The organism is Myceligenerans salitolerans (assembly GCF_017349295.1).
Lineage (GTDB): Bacteria > Actinomycetota > Actinomycetes > Actinomycetales > Cellulomonadaceae > Myceligenerans > Myceligenerans salitolerans.
This window is the reverse complement of record NZ_JAFMPK010000049.1, coordinates 127,449-151,501: the sequence shown is the minus strand read 5'-3', so window position 1 is coordinate 151,501 and position 24,053 is coordinate 127,449. Positions and strand designations below refer to the sequence as shown.

20 protein-coding genes and 1 tRNA gene are annotated in these 24,053 nt (G+C 72.3%); 10 read left to right on the top strand and 11 right to left on the bottom strand.

All coding sequences use genetic code 11. The features are described 5' to 3' along the window. Positions 1–50 precede the first annotated feature (50 nt). The 5 genes from lat to J0911_RS19820 form a co-directional block, all read right to left on the bottom strand. On the bottom strand, positions 51–1,367 hold the full coding sequence (gene lat / locus J0911_RS19840; protein ID WP_207277239.1) for an L-lysine 6-transaminase: 1,317 nt from the start codon (positions 1,365–1,367) through the stop codon (positions 51–53). Positions 1,368–1,476: 109 nt separating this feature from the next. Then, positions 1,477–2,163, bottom strand: a complete 687-nt coding sequence (locus J0911_RS19835) for a hypothetical protein (protein ID WP_207277238.1) — start codon at positions 2,161–2,163, stop codon at positions 1,477–1,479. Between the two features lie 13 nt (positions 2,164–2,176). Then, positions 2,177–2,734 carry a peptidoglycan-binding domain-containing protein gene (locus tag J0911_RS19830; RefSeq protein ID WP_207277237.1) on the bottom strand — a complete coding sequence of 186 codons (558 nt, stop codon included), beginning with the start codon at positions 2,732–2,734 and terminating at the stop codon, positions 2,177–2,179. A gap of 138 nt (positions 2,735–2,872) precedes the next feature. Further along, a complete protein-coding gene (locus J0911_RS19825; protein WP_278186886.1) occupies positions 2,873–3,319 on the bottom strand; it encodes an Lrp/AsnC family transcriptional regulator in 447 nt (148 codons plus the stop codon). Between the two features lie 2 nt (positions 3,320–3,321). Next, positions 3,322–5,280 carry an ABC-F family ATP-binding cassette domain-containing protein gene (locus J0911_RS19820; protein ID WP_207277235.1) on the bottom strand — a complete coding sequence of 653 codons (1,959 nt, stop codon included), beginning with the start codon at positions 5,278–5,280 and terminating at the stop codon, positions 3,322–3,324. 116 nt (positions 5,281–5,396) lie between these two features. Between J0911_RS19820 and J0911_RS19815 the strand changes: the two genes are divergently transcribed. From J0911_RS19815 to J0911_RS19805, 3 genes are all read left to right on the top strand, one after another. Beyond that, complete coding sequence (locus tag J0911_RS19815; protein WP_207277234.1) at positions 5,397–6,428, top strand: acetylxylan esterase; 1,032 nt, start codon at positions 5,397–5,399, stop codon at positions 6,426–6,428. 64 nt (positions 6,429–6,492) lie between these two features. Then, positions 6,493–7,314, top strand: a complete 822-nt coding sequence (locus J0911_RS19810) for an acetylxylan esterase (protein WP_207277233.1) — start codon at positions 6,493–6,495, stop codon at positions 7,312–7,314. Positions 7,315–7,422: 108 nt separating this feature from the next. Next, entirely contained in the window at positions 7,423–8,673 is a 1,251-nt protein-coding gene (locus J0911_RS19805) for an MFS transporter (RefSeq protein WP_307865188.1), read from the top strand. A gap of 8 nt (positions 8,674–8,681) precedes the next feature. Here the strand turns inward: J0911_RS19805 and J0911_RS19800 are convergent, their stop codons facing one another. Further along, complete coding sequence (locus J0911_RS19800) at positions 8,682–9,272, bottom strand: MarR family winged helix-turn-helix transcriptional regulator (RefSeq protein WP_207277231.1); 591 nt, start codon at positions 9,270–9,272, stop codon at positions 8,682–8,684. Between the two features lie 62 nt (positions 9,273–9,334). Then, positions 9,335–9,934 carry a TetR/AcrR family transcriptional regulator gene (locus tag J0911_RS19795; RefSeq protein WP_207277281.1) on the bottom strand — a complete coding sequence of 200 codons (600 nt, stop codon included), beginning with the start codon at positions 9,932–9,934 and terminating at the stop codon, positions 9,335–9,337. Between the two features lie 234 nt (positions 9,935–10,168). Here J0911_RS19795 and J0911_RS19790 point away from each other — a divergent pair. The 6 genes from J0911_RS19790 to pth all read left to right on the top strand — a co-directional run bounded on the left by J0911_RS19790 (position 10,169) and on the right by pth (position 15,509). Then, positions 10,169–10,240, top strand: a tRNA-Gln gene (locus tag J0911_RS19790). Positions 10,241–10,304: 64 nt separating this feature from the next. Further along, positions 10,305–11,807, top strand: coding sequence for a bifunctional UDP-N-acetylglucosamine diphosphorylase/glucosamine-1-phosphate N-acetyltransferase GlmU (gene glmU, locus J0911_RS19785; protein ID WP_242637070.1), 1,503 nt, complete (start codon positions 10,305–10,307; stop codon positions 11,805–11,807). Between the two features lies 1 nt (position 11,808). Beyond that, positions 11,809–12,792, top strand: coding sequence for a ribose-phosphate diphosphokinase (locus J0911_RS19780; RefSeq protein ID WP_207277229.1), 984 nt, complete (start codon positions 11,809–11,811; stop codon positions 12,790–12,792). Positions 12,793–12,893: 101 nt separating this feature from the next. Beyond that, positions 12,894–14,078, top strand: a complete 1,185-nt coding sequence (locus J0911_RS19775) for a glycosyltransferase (protein ID WP_207277228.1) — start codon at positions 12,894–12,896, stop codon at positions 14,076–14,078. A 207-nt stretch (positions 14,079–14,285) separates the two neighbouring features. Continuing rightward, complete coding sequence (locus J0911_RS19770; protein WP_207277227.1) at positions 14,286–14,882, top strand: 50S ribosomal protein L25/general stress protein Ctc; 597 nt, start codon at positions 14,286–14,288, stop codon at positions 14,880–14,882. 21 nt (positions 14,883–14,903) lie between these two features. Further along, positions 14,904–15,509 (top strand): aminoacyl-tRNA hydrolase, encoded by a 606-nt coding sequence (gene pth, locus J0911_RS19765; RefSeq protein ID WP_207277226.1) that lies wholly within the window; start codon positions 14,904–14,906, stop codon positions 15,507–15,509. Between the two features lie 110 nt (positions 15,510–15,619). Here the strand turns inward: pth and J0911_RS19760 are convergent, their stop codons facing one another. Then, the gene (locus tag J0911_RS19760; protein WP_207277225.1) at positions 15,620–17,230 is read right to left on the bottom strand and encodes an amidohydrolase family protein; all 1,611 of its coding nucleotides are present in this window, start codon (positions 17,228–17,230) and stop codon (positions 15,620–15,622) included. Positions 17,231–17,381: 151 nt separating this feature from the next. Further along, complete coding sequence (locus J0911_RS19755) at positions 17,382–18,437, bottom strand: acyltransferase family protein (protein WP_207277224.1); 1,056 nt, start codon at positions 18,435–18,437, stop codon at positions 17,382–17,384. A gap of 205 nt (positions 18,438–18,642) precedes the next feature. On the opposite strand from J0911_RS19755, the gene mfd reads away from it, so the two are divergent. Then, the gene (gene mfd, locus J0911_RS19750) at positions 18,643–22,326 is read left to right on the top strand and encodes a transcription-repair coupling factor (RefSeq protein WP_207277223.1); all 3,684 of its coding nucleotides are present in this window, start codon (positions 18,643–18,645) and stop codon (positions 22,324–22,326) included. A gap of 55 nt (positions 22,327–22,381) precedes the next feature. Here the strand turns inward: mfd and J0911_RS19745 are convergent, their stop codons facing one another. Together J0911_RS19745 and J0911_RS19740 are read right to left on the bottom strand one after the other, a co-directional pair. After that, on the bottom strand, positions 22,382–23,650 hold the full coding sequence (locus tag J0911_RS19745) for a type II toxin-antitoxin system HipA family toxin (RefSeq protein ID WP_207277222.1): 1,269 nt from the start codon (positions 23,648–23,650) through the stop codon (positions 22,382–22,384). Between the two features lie 35 nt (positions 23,651–23,685). Further along, positions 23,686–23,988, bottom strand: a complete 303-nt coding sequence (locus J0911_RS19740; protein WP_207277221.1) for a helix-turn-helix domain-containing protein — start codon at positions 23,986–23,988, stop codon at positions 23,686–23,688. Positions 23,989–24,053 lie beyond the last annotated feature (65 nt).

The window sequence follows — 24,053 nt, the reverse complement described above, 5'->3', positions numbered from 1 at the left end:
CCGACCCTGGCCGACAACCAGCCGACCGCATCACCTGGCCGCGCGAACTCTTACGAACCCTGGCTCGCCAGTGCCTTGTCGAGGATCTGGACGCCGTGGGCGAGGGTGTTCTCGTCCACGGTCAGCGCCGGGCGGAAGCGCACCGAGCGGGTGCCGCAGCCCAGGAGCAGGACGCCGTCGTCGGTGACGGACGCCAGCACGGCGTCGCGCACCTCGCGTGACGGCAGGCTCAGCGCGCACATGAGGCCGCGGCCGCGGACGTCCGACACGAGAGCGGGGTGACGGCGCGCGAGGTCGTGCAAACCGGCCATCAGGGACTCGCCCATCCGCGCCGCGCGCTCGATCAGCCCCTCGGACTCGACGACCTCGAGGATGCGGCGGGACCGCACCATGTCGGTGAGGTTGCCGCCCCACGTGGAGTTGATGCGGCTGGAGACGGCGAACACGTTGTCCGGCACGTCGTCGACGCGGCCGCCGGCCATGATCCCGCAGACCTGGGCCTTCTTGCCGAAGGCCACGACGTCGGGCCGCACGTCGAGCTGCTGGTACGCCCAGGCGGTGCCGGTCATGCCGACGCCGGTCTGCACCTCGTCGAGGACGAACAGGGCGTCGAACTCGTGACACAGGGCCTGCATGCCCCGCAGGAACGACGGGCGGAAGTGGTGGTCGCCGCCCTCGCCCTGGATGGGCTCCATGACGAAGCAGGCGATGTCGTGCGGGTTCGCCTCGAACGCGGCACGCGCGGCGTCGAGCGCGGCGGTCTCCACGGCGTCCATGTCGCGGCCCTCGGCGAGGTACGGGGAGGGGATGCGCGGCCAGTCGAACTTGGGGAACCGGGCCACCTTGCCCGGCTCGGTGTTGGTCAGCGACATCGTGTAGCCGGACCGGCCGTGGAAGGCGTGCTCCAGGTGCAGCACCTTGGTGCCCAGCTCGGGGGAGCGGCCGTGCGCCTCGTTGTGCCGGGACTTCCAGTCGAAGGCGGTCTTGAGGGCGTTCTCGACGGCCAGCGCCCCACCGTCGACGAAGAACAGGTGGGGGAGCGCCGGGTCGCCGAGAACGCGCGCGAACGTCTCGACGAACCGCGCCATCTCGACGCTGTAGACGTCGGAGTTCGAGGGCTTGTTGAGGGCGGCGCGGGTCAGGTCGGTCAGGAACTCCGGGTCCTCCACCAGGGCGGGGTGGTTCATGCCGAGCGCCGAGGAGGCGAAGAACGTGAACAGGTCCGTCCACTCGCGGCCGTCACGCGCGTCGACGAGCGTGGAGCCGTGGGACTTCTCGAGGTCGAGGACAAGGTCGAACCCGTCGACCAGGAGGTGCTCGCGAAGGGTGGGGAGCGCCTCGGAGGGGGAGAGGATCGTCTCAGTCATGCCCGTCACGTTACGGGAGAAGTTTCCGTGCGTACAGCCCTTCACGGGACAATTTCTGTTGTCGGTGCGAGGTGCGGCACGGGCGATTTCCGTGGTGGTTCCGGCGGGCTCAGCCGGCGAGGCTGCCCGCCATGCGGAGCAGGTCCTCGACCCCCACGCCCGAGCGGCCGTCCGGAGTACGGCCGAGGACGGTGAGGAGCAGGTACGAGCCGCCGTCGTCCGTCCACTCCACGCGGACGGGGCCGTAGCCGTTGTTCTCGACGCGGGTCACGCGTGCGTCGCCCCCGCCCTCGGGGAAGTCCATCCAGGCGACCTCGACCGTTCCGCCCCCGAGCTCGGACGAGAGCTTCTCCGAGCCGGGGTAAGCGACGTAGGTGATCGTCGTCGCCGGGTGGATCGCACCGGACTCGACTTCGGCCTGCGGCCACGAGCCCGGGGCGGCGCCCGGCACGGTCTCCTCGTTCGCCGGCCCGTGCAGGTCGTAGACGATCCACGTGCCCAGCCGGTCGGGCGACGTGCTGTCGCCGACCCGGCGGGAGATGTCCTCCGGGCACGCGACCTGGGCCCGCATCACGCCCTCCGGCACCCAGGCCGGCTGCCGCAGGCCGGCCGCACAGGTGTCCGCCGTCAGTTCCCGGGCGTCGGGGGCGCCCTCCGGCGGTGGCTCGGGTTCGCCGCCCATCGTGATCAGGAGCGTCACGGCCACGACGGCGAGGACGACGACGAGCCCGACGGCTCCACCGAGGACCAGCTCGTTGCGCCGGGTCGCCTTGCGGTAGTCGGTGATCATCGTCATGCCGCGGCCCCCGTCATCCCTCGCATCGCAGCTCGGTCAGCGGCTCGCGCGAGAACTCGTACGGCGTCCTGGACGCGACGGGGCTCTGGGCGATGCCGGGCAGCACCCACGAGGCCCAGTCGCAGTCGGCGTCGAGGAACCAGGCGTCGCGCGACTCGCGCGCCGGCCCCCAGTGCAGAAGCTGGTCCGGCCCCTGGCACCGGTACTCGGGCGCGCACACCGGCACGACGAGGGCGCGCATCGTCACCCAGGTGTTCGTGTTGACGCACCCGTCCGGCGGCAGGCCGGTCCATGCCTGGAACGCGCGGACGGCCGCCTCGGAGTCGGCGTCCCAGCTGCTGGTCGCCGGTTCCAGGGCGTGGGTGGCGGACAGGACGTTCTGGGCGGCCAGGACCTCGCCGCCGCTGTCACGCCCGATCTCGCCTCCCAGTGCACCGGTGCCGCAGTCCCCGACGGGGTCGTTGGCGGTCCAGGTGTCCTCGGCGGCACGTCCTTGCAGGAACGCGGCCGTGACGAGCGCGGCCAGGATGACACCGCCGCCGAGCTGCAGCCAGGTCCTCGAGCTCACCATGGTCCGGTTTCCTTGGAAGAATGCCGTTATTTCCCCATGAGACTAGCAATCCCCCCGGACCGCCCGGAGGAGGCGCGCCCGGCCGCCACGCGGCGACACCCTCCGTGGCCGCGGCGGCCACGCCGCTCTCCGGAGTGGTCAGGAGGCTTCGACCGGCCGGCCCTCGAAGTACGTCTGGAGGACCACCGTGCTGCGGGTGCTGACCTGCGCCGTGCGGCGGATCTGGCCCAGCAGGCCCTCCAGCTCACGCGGGGACGGCACGCGAACCAGGAGCAGGTAGTTCGCGTTGCCCGCCACGGAGTAGCAGGCCTCGATCCAGGGCAGCTCCCGCAGCCGCATCGGGGCGTCGTCCTCCTGCGCCTGGTCGAGCGGCGTGATCTCGATGAACGCGGTGAGCGGCAAGCCGATGGCCTCCGGGTCGACCACCGCGCGGTACCCGGAGATCACGCCGCGCGACTCGAGCTTGCGTACCCGGACCTGCACCGCCGAGAGCGAGAGCCCCGTCGCCTCGGAGAGCGCCGCGAGCGTGGTGCGACCGTCCGCCCGCAGCGCGCTGACGATCGTGCGGTCGACATCGTCTTCCAGGGTCATCCGGCCACCTCCGCAGCCTCGAGCCAGGCCGTCTCGAGCTCACCCTTCTCCGCGGCCAGTTCCTTCAGACGTGCGTCCAGCCTTCCGACGGCCTCGAAGTCGGTCGCCTGGGTCACCATGTCCCCGTGGAGCTGAGCCTCTTCCTCCGCGATTCTCTCCAACCGCCGCTCGATCCGAGAAATCGTCTTCTTCGCCACCCGAATCTCCGCCTGTGTCCGCACCGGAGCCCCTGGCCTCACTCCACCGCCCCCCGGCTCCGCGCCCGACGTCGACGTCCCGTGCGAGGCGGCAGGGTCGGAGGCCCCGCGCGCGGACGTCACCCTTCCCGAGGTGGAGGGCCCCTCGGGGCCCGTGAACGGGTCCGCGCGCGGGGCCTGCGGTCCTGCCGCCGCCCCAGCCCGAGCCCCCCGCCGCAACGCCAGGTACTCCTCGACACCCCCGGGCAGATCCCGGATCTTGCCGTCCCCCAGCAGAGCGACCTGCCGATCCGCCACCCGCTCCAACAGGTACCGGTCGTGCGACACGACCACCAGAGTCCCCGGCCACCCGTCGAGCAGGTCCTCCAGCGCCGCGAGGGTGTCGGTGTCCAGGTCGTTCGTCGGCTCGTCGAGCAGCAGCACGTTGGGCTCGGCGACGAGCAGCCGCAGCAGCTGGAGCCGCCGCCGTTCCCCGCCGGACAGGCTTTCCACCTTGGTGTACGCGCGCTCCCGGGTGAACCCGAGGCGCTCGGTGAGCTGCGCCGCGGTGAGTTCCTTGCCGTCGATCTCGATCCGCCCACGTTCGCGCTCGACCACCTGGACGGCGGTGAGGTGCCCGAGCTCGTCGAGCTCGTGCACCTCCTGGCTCAGCTGTGCCACCTCGATCGTCTTGCCGCGCCGCACCCGGCCGGAGTCCGGGACGCGGCGCCCGGTGAGCAGCGCGAGCAGCGTCGTCTTCCCGGCGCCGTTCACGCCGACCACGCCGTACCGGTCCCCGGGACCGAGCCGCCACGTCACGTGGTCGAACAGCACCCGCCCGGGCTCCGAGCCCGGCGCGTCCGGCAGCCGCGGCGGCAGGACGACCGTCACGTCCTCCAGGTCGAGGACGTCCTTGCCGAGCCGCCGGGTCGCCATCTGCGTCAGCTCCATCGAGTCGCGCGGCGGTGGCTCGTCGGCGATGAGCGCGGCGGCGGCGTCGAGCCGGAACTTCGGCTTGGAGGAGCGGGCCTTCGCGCCCCGGTGCAGCCACGCGAGCTCCTTGCGCAGCAGGTTGTCGCGCTTCTCGGCGGCCGCGGCGGCCAGCCGGGCGCGCTCGGCGCGCGCCAGGATGTACGCCCCGTAGCCGCCGTCGTACCCGTCCACGGCGCCCGAGCCGTCGCCGCGCACCTCCCACGTCCGTGTGCAGACGGCGTCGAGGAACCACCGGTCGTGCGTCACGACGACGAGCGCCCCGCGTGCCCCCGGGCGGCCGTACCGGTCGGCCAGGTGGCCGGCGAGCCAGGCCACACCCTCCACGTCGAGGTGGTTGGTGGGCTCGTCGAGCAGCAGCACGTCCGGGTCGTCCGCGAGCAGCCCGGCGAGCGCGACCCGGCGGCGCTGGCCGCCGGACAGGGTGTTGACGGGGGTGCCCAGGTCGAGATCGGCGAGCAGGCCCTCGTGCACGGCACGGACGCGGGGGTCGGAGGCCCACTCGTGGGTGTCGGCCGACCCGTGCACGAGATCGAGAACGGTGACGCCGTCGGGCACGTCGTCGCGCTGGTCGAGCATGCCGAGCGTGGAGCCGCCCACCCGCGTGACCCGGCCGGCGTCGGCCTCGGAACGCCCGGCGAGGATCCGCAGCAGCGTGGACTTGCCGGCGCCGTTGGGGCCGACGACGCCCACCCGGTCGCCGTCGTCCAGCCCGAGGGAGACGTCGGAGAGCAGGGAGCGGGTAGCGATCCGGAGGGAGATGCCGTCGGCGCCGAGAAGATGTGCCACCCCGCAAGGTTATTCGCCGTCGCGGGATGGCCGGTCCGCCGCGGGCCGGCCGCGGATATGCTCACGGGCGCAGGAGCGGACAGACAACGCTTTCCGCAGTGACGCAGGAGGTACCAGTGGCCCAGTTCGACATGCCCCGCGCCGAGCTCGAGCGGTACGCGCCCGAGATCGACGAACCCGACGACTTCGACGACTTCTGGGCCCGCACCGTCGCGGGGGCCCGCGCGGCCGGCGACGCCCTGCCGGGCGGGGGCGTTCCACGGCTGGAACGTGTCGACACCGGCCTGACCCAGGTCACGGTCGACGACGTCACCTTTCCCGGGTTCGGCGGGCACCCCGTGAAGGCCTGGCTCACGCGCCCCGCGCACGCCACCGGCCCGTTGCCCGCCGTCGTCCAGTACCAGGGCTACAACGGCGGCCGCGGGCTGCCGCACGAACACCTGGGCTTCGCGGCAGCGGGCTACGCGCACCTCATGATGGACACGCGCGGCCAGGGCTCGGGCTGGGGCGGCGGCGGCGCGACACCCGACCCGGTGGGCGCGGGGCCCACCGTCCCCGGGTACATGACGCGCGGCATCGAAGATGCGCACGACCACTTCTACCGCCGTGTCTTCACCGACGGCGTGCGCGCCGTCGACGCCGTCCGCGTGATCGACGGCATCGACCCGGAACGCGTGGCCGTCACGGGCGTCAGCCAGGGCGGAGGGATCACGATCGCCGTCGCCGGCCTGCTCGGCGACGTGGCCGCCGCGATGCCCGACGTCCCCTTCCTCTGCCACTACCGGCGAGCCGTGCAGATCTCCGACGCCATGCCCTACGGCGAGATCACGCGCTACCTCCACGTCCACCGCGCGCCGGAGGCCGAGGAGCGCACCTGGCGCACGTTCTCCTACCTGGACGGGGTCTCGTTCGCGCGGCGCGCGCACGCCCCGGCGCTCTTCTCCACCGCGCTGATGGACGACGTGTGCCCGCCGTCCACGGTGTACGCGGCACGGAACGCCTGGGGGACCGGGTCGGGGAGCGCGGCGACGGAGCCGCCCCGGATCGACGTCTACCCGTACAACGGGCACGAGGGCGGCGAGGGGTACCGCTTCGCGCGGCACCTGGAGTTCCTGCGCGAGCACCTGCGACAGTCCCCGCACGGGTAGGGGCGCGCGCCGAACGGCAGTACGCTGCCAGGCGCAACACCCGCCCAACGGAGGGACTCCCACCGTGTCCGAGTTCGACATCCCCCCGGTCGCACTCGCGCCTGCCGCGCCCCCGGCCGTCGACGAACCGCCCCGGTTCGACGACTTCCGGTCCGACCTGCTCGTCCGGTCACGGACCAAGGCCGCCACCCGGCTCGAGCCGGAGCGGCCCGCCGCCGGAGGCCTGGCGACCGACGCGGTGACCCTGCCCGGGCTCGGGGACCATCCCCTGCACGGCTGGTTCGTCACGCCGACCGAGAAGCCGGGCACCCTGCCGGGCGTGGTGGAACTCGTGCCGCCCGGCGGCCTCGGCAAGGCCCGTGACCACACCTGGCCCGCGTCCGCGGGCTATGTGCACCTCGTCGTCGAGATGCGGCACGACGGCGACCCGCAGGATCCCTACAACCGCGAGATCTCGGCGGACGCCGTGCGCGCCGTCCAGGAGGTGCGGTCCCTGCCCGGCGTGGACCCCTCCCGCGTGGCGGTCCTGGGCCGTGCCGGCGCGGGCGGCGCCGCCGTCGCCGCGGCGGGACTCCTGCAGGACATCGCCTGCGTGATCGCCGAGGCGCCGTTCGCCGGGCCGCACGCTGCCGCCCTCCGGGCCTTCGCCCGGCGCGCGTCGTCGCCGGTGCTCCTCGGCCCCGGTCCGGGCGCGCCGGAGATCTTCGCCGCCTGGGGAGCCCACTCGGCACAACTGGTCTCGGAACTCTCCGGCGTCACTGCGCCCGACGTCGTCGAACGCGTCATGGACGAGTCCGCCCCCGCAGCCCGCCGGTCCACCTACCAGAACTGGCTCACCACCCACACGGAACTGAGCCAGATCTTCCGTCCCGAGGTCGCGTACTAGGGCCGCCGACCGGCCGGCAACCGTCCGCCGACAGTCCGGCCGTGCGCACCCGGCGCGCCGGACGTGCGCGGCAGCCGGGCGCCGCCGTCGGACACAATGGGGCCCATCGTGAGCTCCTCTCCCTCCCGCCGCGCCGTCTCGACCGGTGCCCTGCTCGTCGCCCTCCTCGTCGTCGGACTGAACTTCCGCGCCCCCATCACCGCGGTCCCGCCCGTCCTGCCCGACGTCGCCGCCGGTCTGGAGATGTCCTCCGTGGCGGCCGGGCTGCTCACCGGCCTGCCCATCCTCTGCTTCGCCCTGTTCGCCCCCGTGGCCTCGTGGCTCATCGGCCGGATCGGCCCCTACCGCGCCATGACGGTCGCCGTCGCCGGCGTGCTGGCCGGCACGCTCGTGCGCTCCGCCGCGACCGGCGCGGCCGGCACCTGGATCGCCGTGGCCGGAACAGCCGTCATCGGCGCCGCGATCACCATCGGCAACGTCGCCGCACCCGTGATCGTCGTCCACGACTTCGCCCGCCGGGCCGCCGTGGCGACCGGCCTGTACACCGCCTCGATGAACCTCGGCTCGGTGTTCACGACGACGCTGGCGGTCCCCCTGGCGACCTGGCTCGGCTGGCAGGCGGCGCTCGCGGCGTGGTCCGTCCTCGCGGTGGTCGCGCTCGTCTGCTGGGCGTGGGTCATCCGCGGCAGGTCCCCGGCGGAACCGTCCGACGGCGCTCGCCCCGCGCCGGGGCCACCGGCGGAGGGCTTCGGGGCGGCGTCCGCGAGGCCCGCCGACCGGGTGCTGCGCCGGCCCATCACGTGGGTGCTGGCCGTGGCGTTCGTCGGGCAGTCGTTCTCCTACTTCGCGGTGACCGGTGTGCTGCCCGAACTGCTCGGTGACCGGATCGGATTCACCCCCGCCGAGGCGGGGGTCGCGGCGTCGCTGTTCCAGGGGCTCGCGATCCTCGGGTCGCTCGTGCTGCCGGCGACCCACGCGCTGCGGCTTCCGCTCGGGGTCGCGTCCGCCGTGGTGACCGCCTGCTGGCTGTCCCTGCCGCTCGGGCTGCTGTTCGCGCCCGGCTGGTGGGCGCTCTGGTGCTCCCTCGCCGGTTTCGCGCAGGGCGGGAACTTCGCCGTGATCTTCACCGTCGTGGCGCAGCGGGCGGGAAGCGCGGTGGCCGCCCGGCGCATGGCCGCGGCGGTCCAGGCGTGCGGGTACGTGGTCGCCTTCACCGGGCCGTCGGTCATGTTCGCGGTGCACGACGCCGCCGGGGACTGGAACGTTCCGCTGCTGGTGCTCCTCGCCGTGCTGACGATCATGGCCGCAGCCCTGGTGCTCGCGACCGTGCGCGTCCGTGCGCCGGCATCGCGCGGGTAGGCAGTGGCCTATTCCTCGAACTGGGTCGCCAGGGTGCGCAGGAGGCCCGCCAGGTTCGGGCGGTCGTTCTTGCCGAGGGCGGACAGGACGTCCGCCTCGACGGCGAGGAGGTCCGCCATCGCGGCGTCCACCTGCTTCAGGCCGGCGGGGGTGAGTTCCACCTGGACCCCGCGGCGGTCGTCGGGGGAGCGGTGGCGCTCGACGAAGCCGCGTTCGGCGAGACGACCGATGCGGTTCGTCATGGTGCCGCTGGTGACGAGCGTCTGCTGGACGAGCGCACCGGGGGAGAGCCGGTAGGGCTCGCCGGCGCGGCGTAGCGCCGAGAGCACGTCGAACTCCCAGATCTCCAGGTCGCGCCGTGCGAACGCCCGGCGGCGGGCCAGGTCGAGATGCCGGGCGAGGCGCGAGATCCGGCTGAACACGGTCAGTGGTTCCAGGTCGAGGTCGGGACGCACCCGCAGCCAGGCCGCGACGATGCGGTCCACCTCGTCGTGCGGGGCGTCGAGCTCGGTGGCGCCCGGTGCGGCCGAGCCGGGCACCGTACCCCGGCGGCCGTCGTCGTGCGGCCCCGGGAACGAACCGCTGGGGGACTCCTCCATGGCGCGAGACTACCCGAAGTGTCTTGACATCAAGAGTCTTGACCGGCCCGGCCGGTCGCGGGTCAGGGCCGCCTCATCAGGGACGGCTTCTTCTCCATGCGGCTCAGCCCGTTCCACGCCAGATTCACCAGGTGCGCCGCCACCTCCGACTTCTTCGTCGCGCGGTGGTCGAGCCAGTACTGGCCGGTCAGCGCGATCATGCCCACGAGCATGTTCGCGTACAGCGGCGCGGTGCGCGGGTCGAGCCGGTTGATCCGGAACTGCTCGGTCAGGATGTGCTCCACCTGCGTCGCGACGTCGCCGATCAGGCTGGAGAACGTACCGGTCGCCTGCGCGACGGGCGAGTCCCGGACGAGGATCCGGAAGCCGTCCTCGCTGTCCTCGATGTAGTCCAGCAGGGCGAGCGCCGTACGCTCCAGCAGCACCTTGGGGTGGCCGCCGGCGTCGAGCGCTCCGGTGAGCGCCGTGGTGAGCTCCTGCACCTCGCGGTCCACGATCACCGCGTACACGCCTTCCTTGCCGCCGAAGTGCTCGTACACCACCGGCTTGGAGACCTCGGCCCGGGCGGCGATCTCCTCGACGCTCGTGCCGTCGAACCCCTTGGAGGCGAACAGTTCCCGCGCCACCGACAGCAGCTGCTCCCGACGCTGGCTCGCGGTCATGCGGGGTCGCGGAGTGCGTCGGGAGTCGGGTGCCATGGTGAACATTGTGCCGTGTGTCCGGGCAGACACCGCCGGTCGCCGCACGCACCCCCGGCGACCTGGCAGACTGGGCCACGGTACGGGACGGCGGTCTGCCTGCCCGGCCCGCCGGTCCTCGTGGACCCCGATGGTGCTCTGGAGCGTCCTCGGGGTGCGGGACCCGGGCTCGGGGCGGTGCTCCGCCGCGCGCACCGGTCCGCCTTGGTGTAATCGGCAGCACACGGGTTTTTGGTGCCCTTGGTCCAGGTTCGAGCCCTGGGGGCGGAGCGTGAGCACGGAAACACATCGGCCGGCCGCCGTCGTCGTCCTGGCGGCCGGGCAGGGCACGCGGATGAGGTCCCGCCTTCCGAAGATCCTTCATCCCGTGGGCGGGCGGCCGATGGTCGGGCACGCGATCGCAGCCGCGCGAGCGCTCGACCCGGCGCAGCTCGCCGTCGTCGTGCGCCACGAGCGCGACCTCGTCGCCGCTCGCATCGCGGAGCTGGACCCGGGGGCACGCGTCGTCGACCAGGACGACGTGCCCGGTACGGGCCGCGCGGTGGAGTGCGCGATGGAGGCCTTGGGCGAGATCGAGGGCGCGGTGGTGGTCCTCGCAGGTGACGTCCCGCTGCTCGACGGCGGCACCCTGGGGCAGCTGCTCGCCACCCACCATGCCGAGGGCGACGCGGTGACGATCCTCTCCACGCGGCTGCCGGACGCCACGGGCTACGGGCGCATCGTGCGGGGTGCGGACGGCCAGGTGGAGGCGATCGTCGAGCACAAGGACGCCACGCCCGAGCAGCTCGAGGTGCGCGAGATCAACACGTCCACGTACGTGTTCGACGCCGCCACCCTGCGCCGCGGGCTCGCGAGCCTGGACCGTGCGAACGCGCAGGGCGAGGTCTACCTGACCGATGTCGTCGCGTTCGCCCGCGGGGAAGGCGGGTCGGTCCGCGCGATCATGACCGACGACGCCATGTCGGTCGAGGGCGTCAACGACCGCGTGCAGCTCGCGGCTCTCGGTGCGGAGCTGAACCGGCGCACCCTGGAGCACTGGATGCGGGAGGGCGTCACGGTCGTGGATCCGGCGACGACCTGGGTCGACGTGGACGTCGAGCTCGCTGCCGACGTGACGCTCCTGCCCGGTACCCAGCTGCACGGGGCCACGAGGGTCGGCGAGGGCGCGACCATCGGCCCGGACACGACGCTCCGCGACACCGAGGTGCACGACGGCGCCTCCGTGGTGCGGACCCACGCGGAGCTCGCCGTGGTCGGTGCGGGTGCCAGCGTGGGGCCGTTCTCCTACCTGCGTCCCGGCACCGTCCTGGGCGCTCGGGGCAAGATCGGCGGCTTCGTCGAGACGAAGAACGCACGGATCGGCGAGGGCGCGAAGGTGCCCCACCTCAGCTACCTGGGCGACGCCGAGATCGGGGAGCACACCAACATCGGCGCGGCATCGGTGACCGTCAACTACGACGGCGTGCACAAGCACCGGACCGTGATCGGGGCGCACGCGCGCACCGGGGCGGACAACATGTTCGTCGCGCCGGTGACCGTGGGCGACGGCGCCTACACGGCCGCCGGCTCGGTCATCGTCCGCGACGTGCCCCCGGGCGCGCTCGGCGTCGGGCGCTCCGAGCAGCGCAACATCGAGGGCTGGGTGGCGCGCCGACGGCCCGGCACCGCGGCGGCCGAGGCCGCGGAGTCCGCCGCCCGGGGCGTCCCGGTCGACGCGGTCGCCCAGTCGGCCGCGTCCGCCGACGCCGAGGGTGACGCGACGCACCGCGGCACCACGTCCGACGTCGCACACCCTGCCGATGCCGGACACACCGACCAGGAACGAGAGGCCCACTGACATGCCCACCACCGCCCTGCGCCAGATCCAGCGCCCGCTCGTCGTCGCGTCCGGGCGCGCGCACCCCGAGCTGGCGCAGGACGTGGCCAAGGAGCTCGGCGTCGACCTGCTCCCGGTCAGCGCCTACGACTTCGCCAACACCGAGACGTACGTCCGGTTCAGCGAGTCGATCCGCGGAGCGGACATCTTCCTGCTCCAGTCGCACACCGCACCGATCAACCAGTGGATCATGGAGCACCTGCTCATGGTCGACGCCGCGAAGCGCGCCTCCGCGCACACGATCACGGCGGTCGCGCCGTTCCTCGGCTATGCCCGGCAGGACAAGAAGGGACGCGGCCGCGAGCCGATCTCGGCCCGGCTCATGACCGACCTGCTGGCGACCGCGGGTGCGGACCGGCTGATGTCCGTGGACCTGCACACCGCGCAGATCCAGGGCTTCTTCGACGGCCCGGTCGACCACCTGTGGGCCCTGCCCATCCTCGTGGACTACGTGCGCACGCGCGTGGACGTGGACAACGTGACGGTGGTGTCGCCCGACGCCGGCCGCATCCGCGTCGCGGAGATCTGGGCGAGCAAACTGGGCGGCGGACCGCTGGCGTTCGTGCACAAGACCCGTGACGTGACGCGCCCGAACCAGGCCGTCGCGAACAGGGTGGTGGGTGACGTGGAGGGCAAGGACTGCGTCCTGGTCGACGACCTCATCGACACCGGCGGCACGATCGCCGAGGCGGTCAAGGTGATCATGGCGGCGGGGGCCCGGTCGGTGACCGTCGCGGCGACGCACGGTGTGCTCTCCGGCCCGGCGCCGCAGCGGCTCGCGGACTGCGGGGCCACCGAGGTGGTGGTGACCGACACCCTGCCGATCGAGGCGTCCAAGCGCTTCGACTCGCTGACGGTGCTGTCGATCGCGCCCCTGATCGCGACCGCCATCAAGGAGGTCTTCACGGACGGGTCCGTGACGAGCCTGTTCGACGGGAACGCGTGACGACCGCCGGGTAAACAAAACGGTTCGTACCCGCTCGGGAGTTGACTCGAACCTGGTCGAGGGTGGACCGTTCTGTGACACAGACCTGTCCAGGAGGCTCCGTGGCCATCACCGTCGTGGTCCCCACGTTCAACGAGGGGCCGAACATCGTCGAACTCGTGCGCCGGCTCGACGAGGCGCTGGGCAGCACCCCCGGCGCCGGCGTGCTGTTCGTCGACGACTCGCGCGACGACACGCCGTCGGTCATCGAGCGCGTGAGCGCGGAGCAGGCCGCTCGCGGCGGCCTCCCGGTCCGCATGATCCACCGCGAGGCGCCCGACGGCGGCTTGAGCGGCGCGGTCGTCGAAGGGCTGCGGTCGGTCGGGACGGAGTGGGCCGTCGTGATGGACGGTGACCTCCAGCACCCGCCGGAGCTCGCCCCCGTGCTCGCGCGGCGGGGCCAGGAGTCCGGCCTCGACGTCGTCGTCGCCTCGCGATACATCGGCGGAGGGGATGCCGGCGGGCTCGACGGCTACTGGCGCCGAGCGGTGTCCACGGGCTCCGCGCTGCTCGCGCGGTCGATGTTCCCGCTTCGGCTGCGGAACGTGACCGACCCTCTGACCGGGTTCTTCGCCGTCCGCGTCGCGGCGCTCGACCTGGACACGCTGCGGCCACGCGGGTTCAAGATCCTGCTCGAGGTGCTCGCACGCGGCAAGCGCGCACTGGCGGTCGGCGAGGAGCCGTTCGTCTTCGGCGAGCGGTACGCGGGCAGGTCGAAGGCGACGCTCCGGATGGGACTGCGCTACCTGGAGCAGCTCGCCTCACTGCGGTTCGGGCGGATGTCACGGTTCGCGATCATCGGCGGGATGGGCGCGGTGTGGAACGTGCTCATCCTGTGGGCCCTCAACGATCTCGCGGGGATGCACCACGCCTGGGCGGCGGTGATCGCCGCCGTCGTGACGATCGCCCTCAACTTCGCGCTGCAGGAACGGCTGGTGTTCCGGGACCTGCTCGGGCTGGGGCGGCTCGGGTTCTGGTCGCGGCTGGCGCACTCGTTCGCCTTCAACGGCACGGAGGCGGCGATCCGGCTGCCGATCTTCGTCTGGATCGTGGCGGCCACGGGAGCGTGGCCGGTGCTGGTGCAGGCGGTGCTGCTCGTGGTGGCGTTCCTGCTGCGGTTCGTCTTCCACTCCCAGGTGGTGTACCGCCCGCGGCGGACCCAGCCGCCGTTCGGGGACACGCTGTCCTCCTCGCAGTCCCATGACGGTCTCCTCGGTGCATCGGGCACCGACAAGCGGGTACAGTAGTCAGGTTGCCTCGGCGAGGGACGTCGGACGGCCGCGACGGACATGTTCCGCACGCGCCGCAGTCCGTGATCGACTGGGCGGTGAGTCGGTGACCCACTGGGTCAACCGCTACGCAGCGAGCTCGCGCGCTCCGCGTCCGTCGCCCGTCCCACGCCGACGCAGCCGCTCGCCCGAGATAGTCCGACATCACCCTCAGGAGTTACTCCCGTGTCCGAGATCAAGCTTGTCGCCGAGCCCCGCACCGAGTTCGGTAAGGGTGCCGCGCGCCGTATCCGCCGCGACAACAAGATTCCCGCCGTGCTCTACGGCCACGGCACCGACCCGGTGCACGTGACGCTGCCGGGCCACGAGTCGATGCTGGCGATGCGCCACTCGAACGCGCTGCTCAGCATCGAGCTGGACGGCAAGGGGCAGCTCGCCGTCGCCAAGGACGTGCAGCGTGACCCGGTCCGGAACGTCATCGAGCACATCGACCTGCTCGTCGTGCGTGCCGGCGAGAAGATCGCCGTCGACATCTCCGTGAACATCGTCGGCGACTCCGCCCCGGGCACGATCCACCTGGTCGAGGCCCAGACCCTGTCGGTCGAGGCCGAGGCGACGCACCTGCCGGAGTCGGTGGACGTGTCGATCGAGGGGCTCGCGTCCGGCTCGCACGTGTACGCGAAGGACGTCCAGCTGCCGGCGGGCTCCTCGCTGCTGACGGACCCGGAGCAGGCCGTCGTTCTCATCACCGAGCCGCGCGGCGAGGCCGCCGCCGACGAGGAGGCCGAGGGCGAGGGCGCCGAGGAGTCCGCGGAGGCCTGATCCGTCAGGGTGTCTGAACCGATGACCGATCAGCCATGGCTCGTCGTCGGGCTCGGTAATCCGGGTCCGAAGTACGCCGGGAACCGGCACAACGTGGGCCAGATGGTGCTCGACCTGCTGGCAGAGCGCTCGGGCGGCAGGTTCGCCCGGCACGGCCGGGCGCAGGCCGTGGCCGCCGACGTGCGGCTCGGCGTGCTGCCCGGTGGCCGGCCCGGCCCCCGGGCCGTCCTCGCCAAGCCCTCGACGTACATGAACGTCTCGGGCGGCCCGGTCAGCACGCTCGCCCAGTACTACGGCATCGAGCCCGCACGCATCGCCGTCGTGCACGACGAGGTCGACATCCCGTTCGACACGATCAAGCTGAAGATCGGTGGTGGCGAGGGTGGCCACAACGGGCTGCGGGACATCACCAAGGCGCTCGGTACCCGCGAGTACCACCGCGTCAGGGTCGGTGTGGGCCGCCCTCCGGGCCGCATGGACACCGCCGACTACGTGCTGCGGGACTTCACCGGTACGGAGCGCAAGGAGCTCCCGATCTTCGTGGACGACGCCGCGGACGCGGTCGAGCTCCTGATCACGGAGGGCCTCCTGGCCGCGCAGGGAAGGTTCCACCCGGCGAAGCCGTGAGAGCCCGTGCTCGCTGTCATGCCGTTCCGGCCGCCGGCCGCGCAGCCGGCGACCGGAACGGCATGACCGCACCGGGTGGTACGCCTCTGCGGGGCGCACCGGTCGCCGGGTCAGCTCCTCGCGTCCGACTCCGCCGCCTCCCAGGTGCGCAGGTAGTACTCCGCGCCCCGTAGCACGTCGTCCGTCAGGGCCTCGCCGCCCGTGACGCGCAGGTCCTCCAGGTAGTCGGGCACCAGGCCGTAGTGGGCGACGCCGTCGGTGTTGACGTCCCACACGCGCTCGCCCGTGACCTGCCGGTCGAGGACGGAGCCGCCGTCGAGCGAGGTGAAGGGGTAGACGACCCGGCCGTCCGACGGGCCCGGGGTGCCGCCGAAGCCGTTCATGTCGAAGCCGAAGCCCACTCCCGCCACGCCGTGCCGTGCCCGCGCACCAGCCGTCCGCTCGTACTCCGCGACCGACTCCTCGGCGTCGTGCCCGTACATGGTCGCGAAGCCACCCAGCGCGTAGATGCGGTCGAGGCTCCGCTCGTCGGTCCACGAGTGGGTGGAGAGCACGCCGCCGTAGCCGGCGTCCTCCAGGAGGTCGAGCGTCCGGTCCGCCGCCTTGGCCGACATGTGGTCCACCTCGATCAGCATGCCGCGCTCCATCAGCTCCGCGACGAGGTACTCGCCCTTCGCCGTGAGCCCGTACCTGTTGCAGACCGTGCCGGACGGGTAGCGCGGTGGTACGGGGAGCCAGTCGAGCTCGTCGGGCAGCTCGACGTTGCCCGGGTTGTTGTCGTGCGGCTGGTCCGCCGGGCACGACTCCACCCGCCAGAACGTGCCCGTGCTGAGGAACTGGCCCGCGTTGACGAACGTCCCCGTCGCCCCGGAGTCGAACCGCACCCCGCACAGCGCGTTGTCGAACTTGTGGCACACGAACATGGACCGGACACCGAGGTCGTACAGCTCGTCGAGGCCGGCGGAGATGTCGGACCGCGTGCACCCGTCGAACACGCGGAGCGTCTGCTTGCACCCGAACGGTTCGGAGGTCTCCACCCCGAGCACCACGGCGAGCTTTCCCTCCGCGACGACCTGGCGTGCCTGCGCACTGTCCGTGACGATCCGGAACCAGCCCTCGCCGGGCCCGCCGTACTGCGCGTCGACGAAGTCCTGCAGCGCGTACGCGTCGTCGATCTGCAGACGGATCGCCGCCATCTCGTCGCAGTCCTGGTGCGTGCCCGGGTTGACGGAGCACAGGAGGCCGTTGCTGGTGAGCTGGTTGACCAGCACCCGTTGCCCGGCGCGCCACGAGCGCTCCACCCAGCGGTAGTACATCTGCTGATGCGTGAGGGAGTCGTGGGCGGGCCAGTCGGCGAAGGTCGGCCAGCCCGTCGTGTCGTGCGTGCCGAACGGGGAACCGTGGCGCGTGAGGTTCTCCAGGAGCGCGGTTCCGCCGTGCCGGCCGTGCGCGTCGCAGTCCTGCAGCGCGTCGGCGATGCCGTGCGCGGAGAACACCTTGCCGCACAGGGCCGCGCCGCCGATGCCGTCCTCCATGAACAGGTGGCTGTGCGCGTCGACGTAGCCGCGCACGCTGCCGTCGGGCGTCGTGCCGGTGAACGGCTCTCCGCTGAGGTTGAGCCCGGACTCCGGCTGGGGGAGGACGGGATCGGGGAAGACCCCGACGGCGCCGGTCGCGGGTGTCGCGAGACCCGCCGCGCCGAGGCAGGTCACCAGGGCCATGATGGTCAACGTTGCCGTTCGTCGTGGACGTCGCACGTCGCCTCCTGGGTCGGAGCGGGGGCCGACGACGTTGTCGGCCCCCGATAACTGACCCAAACTTTAACAAGAGCTGGCGCAAATCGGAAGAGTCGTACAAGATGTACGCTCCGCGTCAGGGAGTGGCGAGCCAGCGGCGGGGTGGTCCCCAGATCCAGCCCAGGCCGATGCGACGGGTGGCGGCGTCCAGCGCCAGAGCCGTGGCGACGATGGTCATCGCCATGAACAGCGGCATCCACTGGGACTGCGGGACCGGGACCCAGATGCCGTTCGACCAGTAGACCCAGAGGATCGTGTGGATGAGCGGCGTGTGCGTGACGTACACGGGCAGGGTCCGCGCACCGACCCAGCCCAGCCCCGGGACGAGCCGTGCGAGTGCGACGCTGATCGCGATGCCCGCCATCGACCCGACGACGTTCGCCAGCAGGTAGGCCCCCGGTACCGGCTCCAGCCCGTACGCCTGAACCAGCCACGTCACGCCGTACCACGCCCCGACGACCAGCAGGCCGGTCCACCACCGCAGCCGGGCGGCGTACTCCTCGACGAACGGCCGCAGATGAAGCCCCACCAGGAAGAACACGATGAACTGCGCCGCGCCGCGATAGGCGATGCTCTCGGGCTCCCAGCCCGCCAGGGCCCAGGCGCTGACGCCGGCCGCGGCGAGGATCTGCACCCACGCCGGGAGAGGACGCAGCAGCCGGGCCGCGAGGAAGAAGGCCGCCAGCGTCCAGATGAACCAGAGCTCCGACCGGGGGATCAGCAGGGACCAGGCCAGGTCCCCGGTCAGGGTGGACCAGTCGGCGTCCGGAACCTTGTAGTAGCCCGTGACCAGCCGCACCACGAGCGTGATCGGCTCCCACAGCACGAACACCCACGCGAAGTAGAAGATCTTGCCGCGCAGCAGCGTGGACCACGACGCCGCCACCCACTTCGCCGCGAACATCCCGGCCACCGTGAAGAAGAGCGGCATGCGCAGACTGCGCAACGGCTCGTTGAACTCGCGCAGCACACTGACGTCGTACCCGGTGCCGGCCGTCCAGTTCGTCGCGTGGTACAGCACCACGAGGCAGATCGCCAGGCCGCGTGCGGCATCGGCCCACGCGATGCGCGGTCGCGGGATCTCCCGGAGGGCATCGGATCTGGACGAGAACTCGCGGGGCTGGGTGGACATCGCCTGTGATCGTAGCGACCGCGGCAACCTCCGGTCGATGTCGGTGTCGAGCGCTACGCTGTTCACAGCCCATCCACCCCTCCGCAGGGGAGAAGTGGGCCGGTCGTCGTGTGCCCGCTGATGCCGTGGGCCCGGCCGGTCCCTGGAGGGCGCCGTCGCCCGGCGTCGCGTCGTACCCCGTATCCGCACCGTCGTAAGGACCCCGATGCATCTCACCGGTCTGCTCCCGCTCCTGCTCGCCGATCCCGGCGTCGCGGCCGCCGTCGAGCACGTCGGCGCGCGCGGCGAGGCCGATGTCGTCGGACCTGCCGGCGTGCGGCCCGCGCTCCTGGCGGCCGCCTCGGAACGGCGGCCCCTCGTGGTGGTCACCGCGACGGGGCGTGAGGCGGACGAGCTCGCCGCCGCGGTGCGGACCTACCTGCCCGGGGGACGCGAGGACGACGTCGCGGTGCTGCCCGCGTGGGAGACCTTGCCGCACGAGCGGCTCAGCCCGCGCGCCGACACGGTCGCCCGCCGGCTGGCCGTCTTCCGCCGGCTCGCCCACCCGTCCGAGGAGCGTGGCCAGGCGGGTCCGCTCCGTGTGGTCGTCATGCCGGTTCGGGCCCTGCTCCAGCCGGTGGTGGAGGGTCTGGGCGAGCTCGCCCCGGTCTCGCTCGCGAGCGGTGGCACGGCCGATCTGACCGACGTTGCCCAGCGGCTGACCGACGCCGCCTACACCCGCGTCGACATGGTCGAGCGCCGTGGTGAGTTCGCCGTGCGCGGCGGCATCCTGGACGTCTTCCCGCCCACCGAGGACCACCCGCTGCGGTGCGAGTTCTGGGGCGACGAGGTCAGCGAGATCCGCTGGTTCGCCGTCGCGGACCAGCGCTCCCTGGAGATCGCCGACCGCGGGCTGTGGGCTCCGCCGTGCCGCGAGATCCTGCTGACCGATGCCGTCCGGGAGCGTGCGGCGGGCCTCGTCGAGGCGTTGCCCGGTGCCGCCGAGATGCTGGAGAAGCTCGCGGACGGCTCGCCCGCGGAAGGGATGGAATCCCTCGCGCCGTTGCTGGTGGACCGCATGGTGCCCGTCCTCGACCTCGTGCCGGACGACGCGCTGCTGATCCTCAACGAGTCGGAGCGGGTCCGGCGCCGCGCCCATGACCTCGTCGCGACCACCCAGGAGTTCCTGGAGGCGGCCTGGGTCGGCGCTGCCGCGGGTGGGTCGGTCCCGCTGTCGGCCGAGGGCGGAGCGGACCTGTCGGCGGCGTCGTTCGCGACTCTCGCCGAAACGCGGGCCGTCGCGGCCCGTCGCGGTCTGGGCTGGTGGACGTTGTCGTCGTTCGGCCAGGACACGGAGCTCACGCAGCTGTCCGGCGACGGCGGAGCGGAGCAGGACCGGTCCGAGGACGCCCCCGCGGCCGGACCCGCCGGCCCGTCGGAGGATCGGGTGATCAATCCGGTGGGGGAGGTCTTCACCGTCGGCGCACGCGACGTGGAGTCCTACCGGGGCGACTTCGCGCGGGCGCTGCGCGAGGTCGACGCGCTGCAGAAGTCCGGCTGGACCCTCGTGCTCACGACCGAAGGGCACGGACCCGCCAAGCGCATGAGCGAGCAGCTGTCGGAGGCGGGTACCGCCGCGCGGCTGGAGTCGTCGATGGAGGCCGAGCCGGAGCCGGCCGTCGTCCATGTCGTCGCCGGCGGGGTGGGCCGCGGTTTCGTGGCTCCGGAGCTGCGGCTGGCCGTTTTCTCCGACCAGGACCTGACCGGACGGGCCGGCGGCGCCGGCACCCGGGACATGCGGAAGATGCCGAGCCGGCGCCGGAACGTCGTCGACCCGCTGCAGCTGCGGGCGGGCGACTACGTGGTGCACGAGCAGCACGGCGTCGGGCGGTTCATCGAGATGGTGCAGCGGAGCCTCGGCGGGGGCGCGAACGGCGCCACCCGGGAGTACCTCGTGATCGAGTACGCCTCGTCGAAGCGCGGCCAGCCGGGCGACCGGTTGTTCGTGCCGACGGACCAGCTCGACCAGGTCACCAAGTACGTCGGTGGCGAGGCCCCCAGCCTCAACAGGATGGGCGGCGCCGACTGGAAGAACACCAAGGCCCGCGCCCGCAAGCACGTCAAGGAGATCGCGAGCGAGCTCATCCGCCTCTACTCCGCGCGGATGGCCACCCAGGGCCACGCGTTCGGCCCGGACACGCCGTGGCAGCGGGAGCTGGAGGACGCGTTCGCGTACGTCGAGACGCCGGACCAGCTCGCGTCCATCGACGAGGTCAAGGCGGACATGGAGAAGCAGGTCCCGATGGACCGGCTGATCTGCGGTGACGTCGGCTACGGCAAGACGGAGATCGCACTGCGCGCCGCGTTCAAGGCGGTGCAGGACGGCAAGCAGGTGGCCGTGCTCGTCCCCACCACGCTCCTGGTGCAGCAGCACTTCGAGACGTTCTCCGACCGGTATGCCGGGTTCCCCGTGACCGTGAAGGCGCTCAGCCGCTTCCAGTCGGACAAGGAGTCCGAGGCGGTGGTGGACGGCCTGCGGAAGGGCTCGGTCGACGTCGTCATCGGCACCCACCGGCTGATCACCGGCGCGGTCCGGTTCAAGGACCTCGGGCTGGTGATCGTGGACGAGGAGCAGCGGTTCGGCGTCGAGCACAAGGAGACGCTCAAGCAGCTGCGCACCAACGTGGACGTGCTGGCGATGTCCGCCACGCCGATCCCGCGCACCCTGGAGATGGCGGTCACGGGAATCCGCGAGATGTCCACGCTCGCGACCCCGCCCGAGGAGCGCCATCCCGTGCTCACGTACGTCGGCGCCTACGAGGAGAAGCAGATCGCCGCCGCGCTGCGCCGCGAGCTGCTGCGCGAGGGCCAGGTGTTCTACGTGCACAACCGGGTCGAGTCCATCAACCGCGCGGCGGCGAGGCTGAACGAGCTGGTGCCCGAGGCGCGCATCGGCGTCGCGCACGGCAAGATGAGCGAGCACCAGCTCGACCAGGTCATCCGCGCCTTCTGGGAGAAGGAGCTCGACGTCCTGGTGTGCACCACGATCGTCGAGACAGGGCTGGACATCTCCAACGCGAACACGCTCATCCTGGAGCGCGCGGACGTTCTCGGGCTCTCCCAGCTGCATCAGCTGCGCGGGCGCGTGGGCCGCGGGCGGGAGCGCGCGTACGCCTACTTCCTGTATCCGCCGGAGAAGCCGCTCACGGAGCAGGCCCACGACCGCCTGGCCACCATGGCCGCTCACACGGACCTCGGGGCCGGCATGCAGATCGCCATGAAGGACCTGGAGATCCGCGGCGCCGGAAACCTGCTCGGCGGGGAGCAGTCGGGCCACATCGCCGGAGTCGGCTTCGACCTCTACGTGCGGATGGTCGGAGAGGCCGTGGCCGCCTTCCGGGGCGACCGCGAGGAGGAGGCGCCCGAGGTCACCATCGAGCTCCCGGTCGACGCCCACCTGCCCGAGACCTACATCGCCACCGAGCGACTGCGTCTCGAGGCGTACAAGAAGATCGCCACCGCGCACGACGACGCCGCGCTCTCCGAGGTCCGGGCGGAGCTCGTCGACCGGTACGGCACGTTGCCGGAGGTCGCCTCGGCGCTGTTCGACGTCGCCGCGTTCCGCAACCATGCCCGCACGGCCGGTCTCACGGACGTCACGGCCCAGGGCAAGTACGTCCGGTTCGCGCCGGTGGACCTGGCCGAGTCGCAGGCGCTGCGTCTGAAGCGTCTGTACCCCGGCACCATCCTCAAGCCGGGGATCCGGGCGTTCCTCGTCCCGTTCCCGACCACGGCGCGCCTGGGCGGGCGGCCGCTGCGCGGTGCGGAGATCCTGGACTGGGCGAAGCAGCTGATCGACGCGGTCGTCCTGGGTGAGGTGGCCGCGGCGGCCAGGGCGGCCACCCGCTGACCCACCGGACCCGCCGGTCCCCGGCTCCGCTGCCCCGGCACCGCCGGCGGCGAGGTTAGGCAGCCAGGTCCCGCGCCTCCGTGCGGTTCGGGTTCTCGAAGGCTTCCGCCATGAGCGCGATCTCACCCTCGGGCAGCGACAGCTCACGGGCCAGACCGGCCCAGCCGGCCGTCGCGTCCGAGACCTCGGAGACCACCCGGCGCGCGTCGTCGGGCCGCAGCCCGTAGCTGCCGCACGTCTCCAGCAGCACCCGGACCTCCCGCTCGATGCGGTTGCCCATCGGCCGCAACGGCGTGGACTCCGCTACGGAGAACGGGTCCGGGTTGACGTCGAACAGCGGAGCCAGCGACCAGCCGTCGGCCCGGCGCAGGAAGCCGTGGTTCTTCATGTGGTCGTCCACGTTGCGCACGAGCAGGGTGAACGCGACACGGCGGAACAGGTCGTGCCCGTCCGCGCTGGGCCTGCCGGAGTGGTCGGCCAGCGTCTCGGCCAGCGTGCGGTAGTCGATCGTCTCGAAGAACGCCTTCTGCACGAGGGACTCCGCCGACAGGAACCCGATCCGCCGGCCGTCGGACAGCCGGTCGAACCGCCGGGTGAGCAGGATGCTGTGGCGGCCGCGATCCCCGTCGACCCGGTGCAGCCGTGCCACGGGGACCTCGATGCCCGCGCGGGACGCGAGCCGGAGCGTGAGGTACTCCCACGCCTGGACGTCCCAGCGGTCGGTCCGGCGGGGAAGTTTCGCCATCCACAGCTCGCCGTCGGCGTCGCTCACGGTGGCCTTCGGCCTCGCTCCGCCCATCGACGTGCCCGCGGCCACCAGCAGCCGCAGGTGCTGGTCCGACACGCGGTGGTCGGCGACGGCGTCCGCCGCCTCGGTCAGCGCGGGCAGGTCCACGAGCTCCGGGACGTCGCTGCGGGGTGGTGCCAGGAACGTCTCGCCGCCGTCGAGCGAGAGCCGCAACGCGCCGAGCCGGGTCGCGTCCTGCACCCCGAGCAGGAAGTCCTTCTCGGTGAGCCGCACGGAGGCGCGGTCCTCGGCGCGGGCACTGTTCCGTTCCGCGTGGAACAGGAGCGTGCGGCCCCACTGGTCGGGCTGACAGTCCGCGAACGTGCCGAACATCGGCCGGTCGCCCGCGGAGGGGATCGGGCCGGGCGTCAGCGGCAGCTCCGGGCACAGCGCGTAGGCGCCGGGAGTGCGGAGGTAGGCGTCGTCGTACCGGAACGTACTGCCGACGAGCGCTCCGCCCGTGTTGAGGTGCAGGTCGAGATCACCGGCGTGCACCTGCCGGCCGCCGGGCAGTTGGAGTTCGACACGGATCGCCACGGCGGCTCAACTCCTCACGTAGTGTTCGGTGCTCCTCAGCCGGGGATCCGCACGCGCTGCGGCAGGGTGCGTTCGGCGTGGAAGCGCCCCAGCTCGGTGGTCAACGGATCTGTCGCACCGACCACGGCGTCGGCCACCCCCAGTACCCGGAGCACCGCGAGGGTGTTCTCCAGGCTGACGGTGCCCGTGCCGTTCTCGATGCTGCGCAGGGTGGTACGGGTGATGCCGGCGCGATCCGCGACGAGTTGTGCGGTGAGGCCGTGGATCTTGCGCCAGTTTCGGACGTGCTCGCCGATCGAGGCGAGATCTCGAAGGGTTCGTTGGGACGTGCGGGCCATGGTGTCGGACTTTCTGGACGACGGCGGTCTGGGCGCGCCGCTCGGACTGTGGTCACCAGAATAGC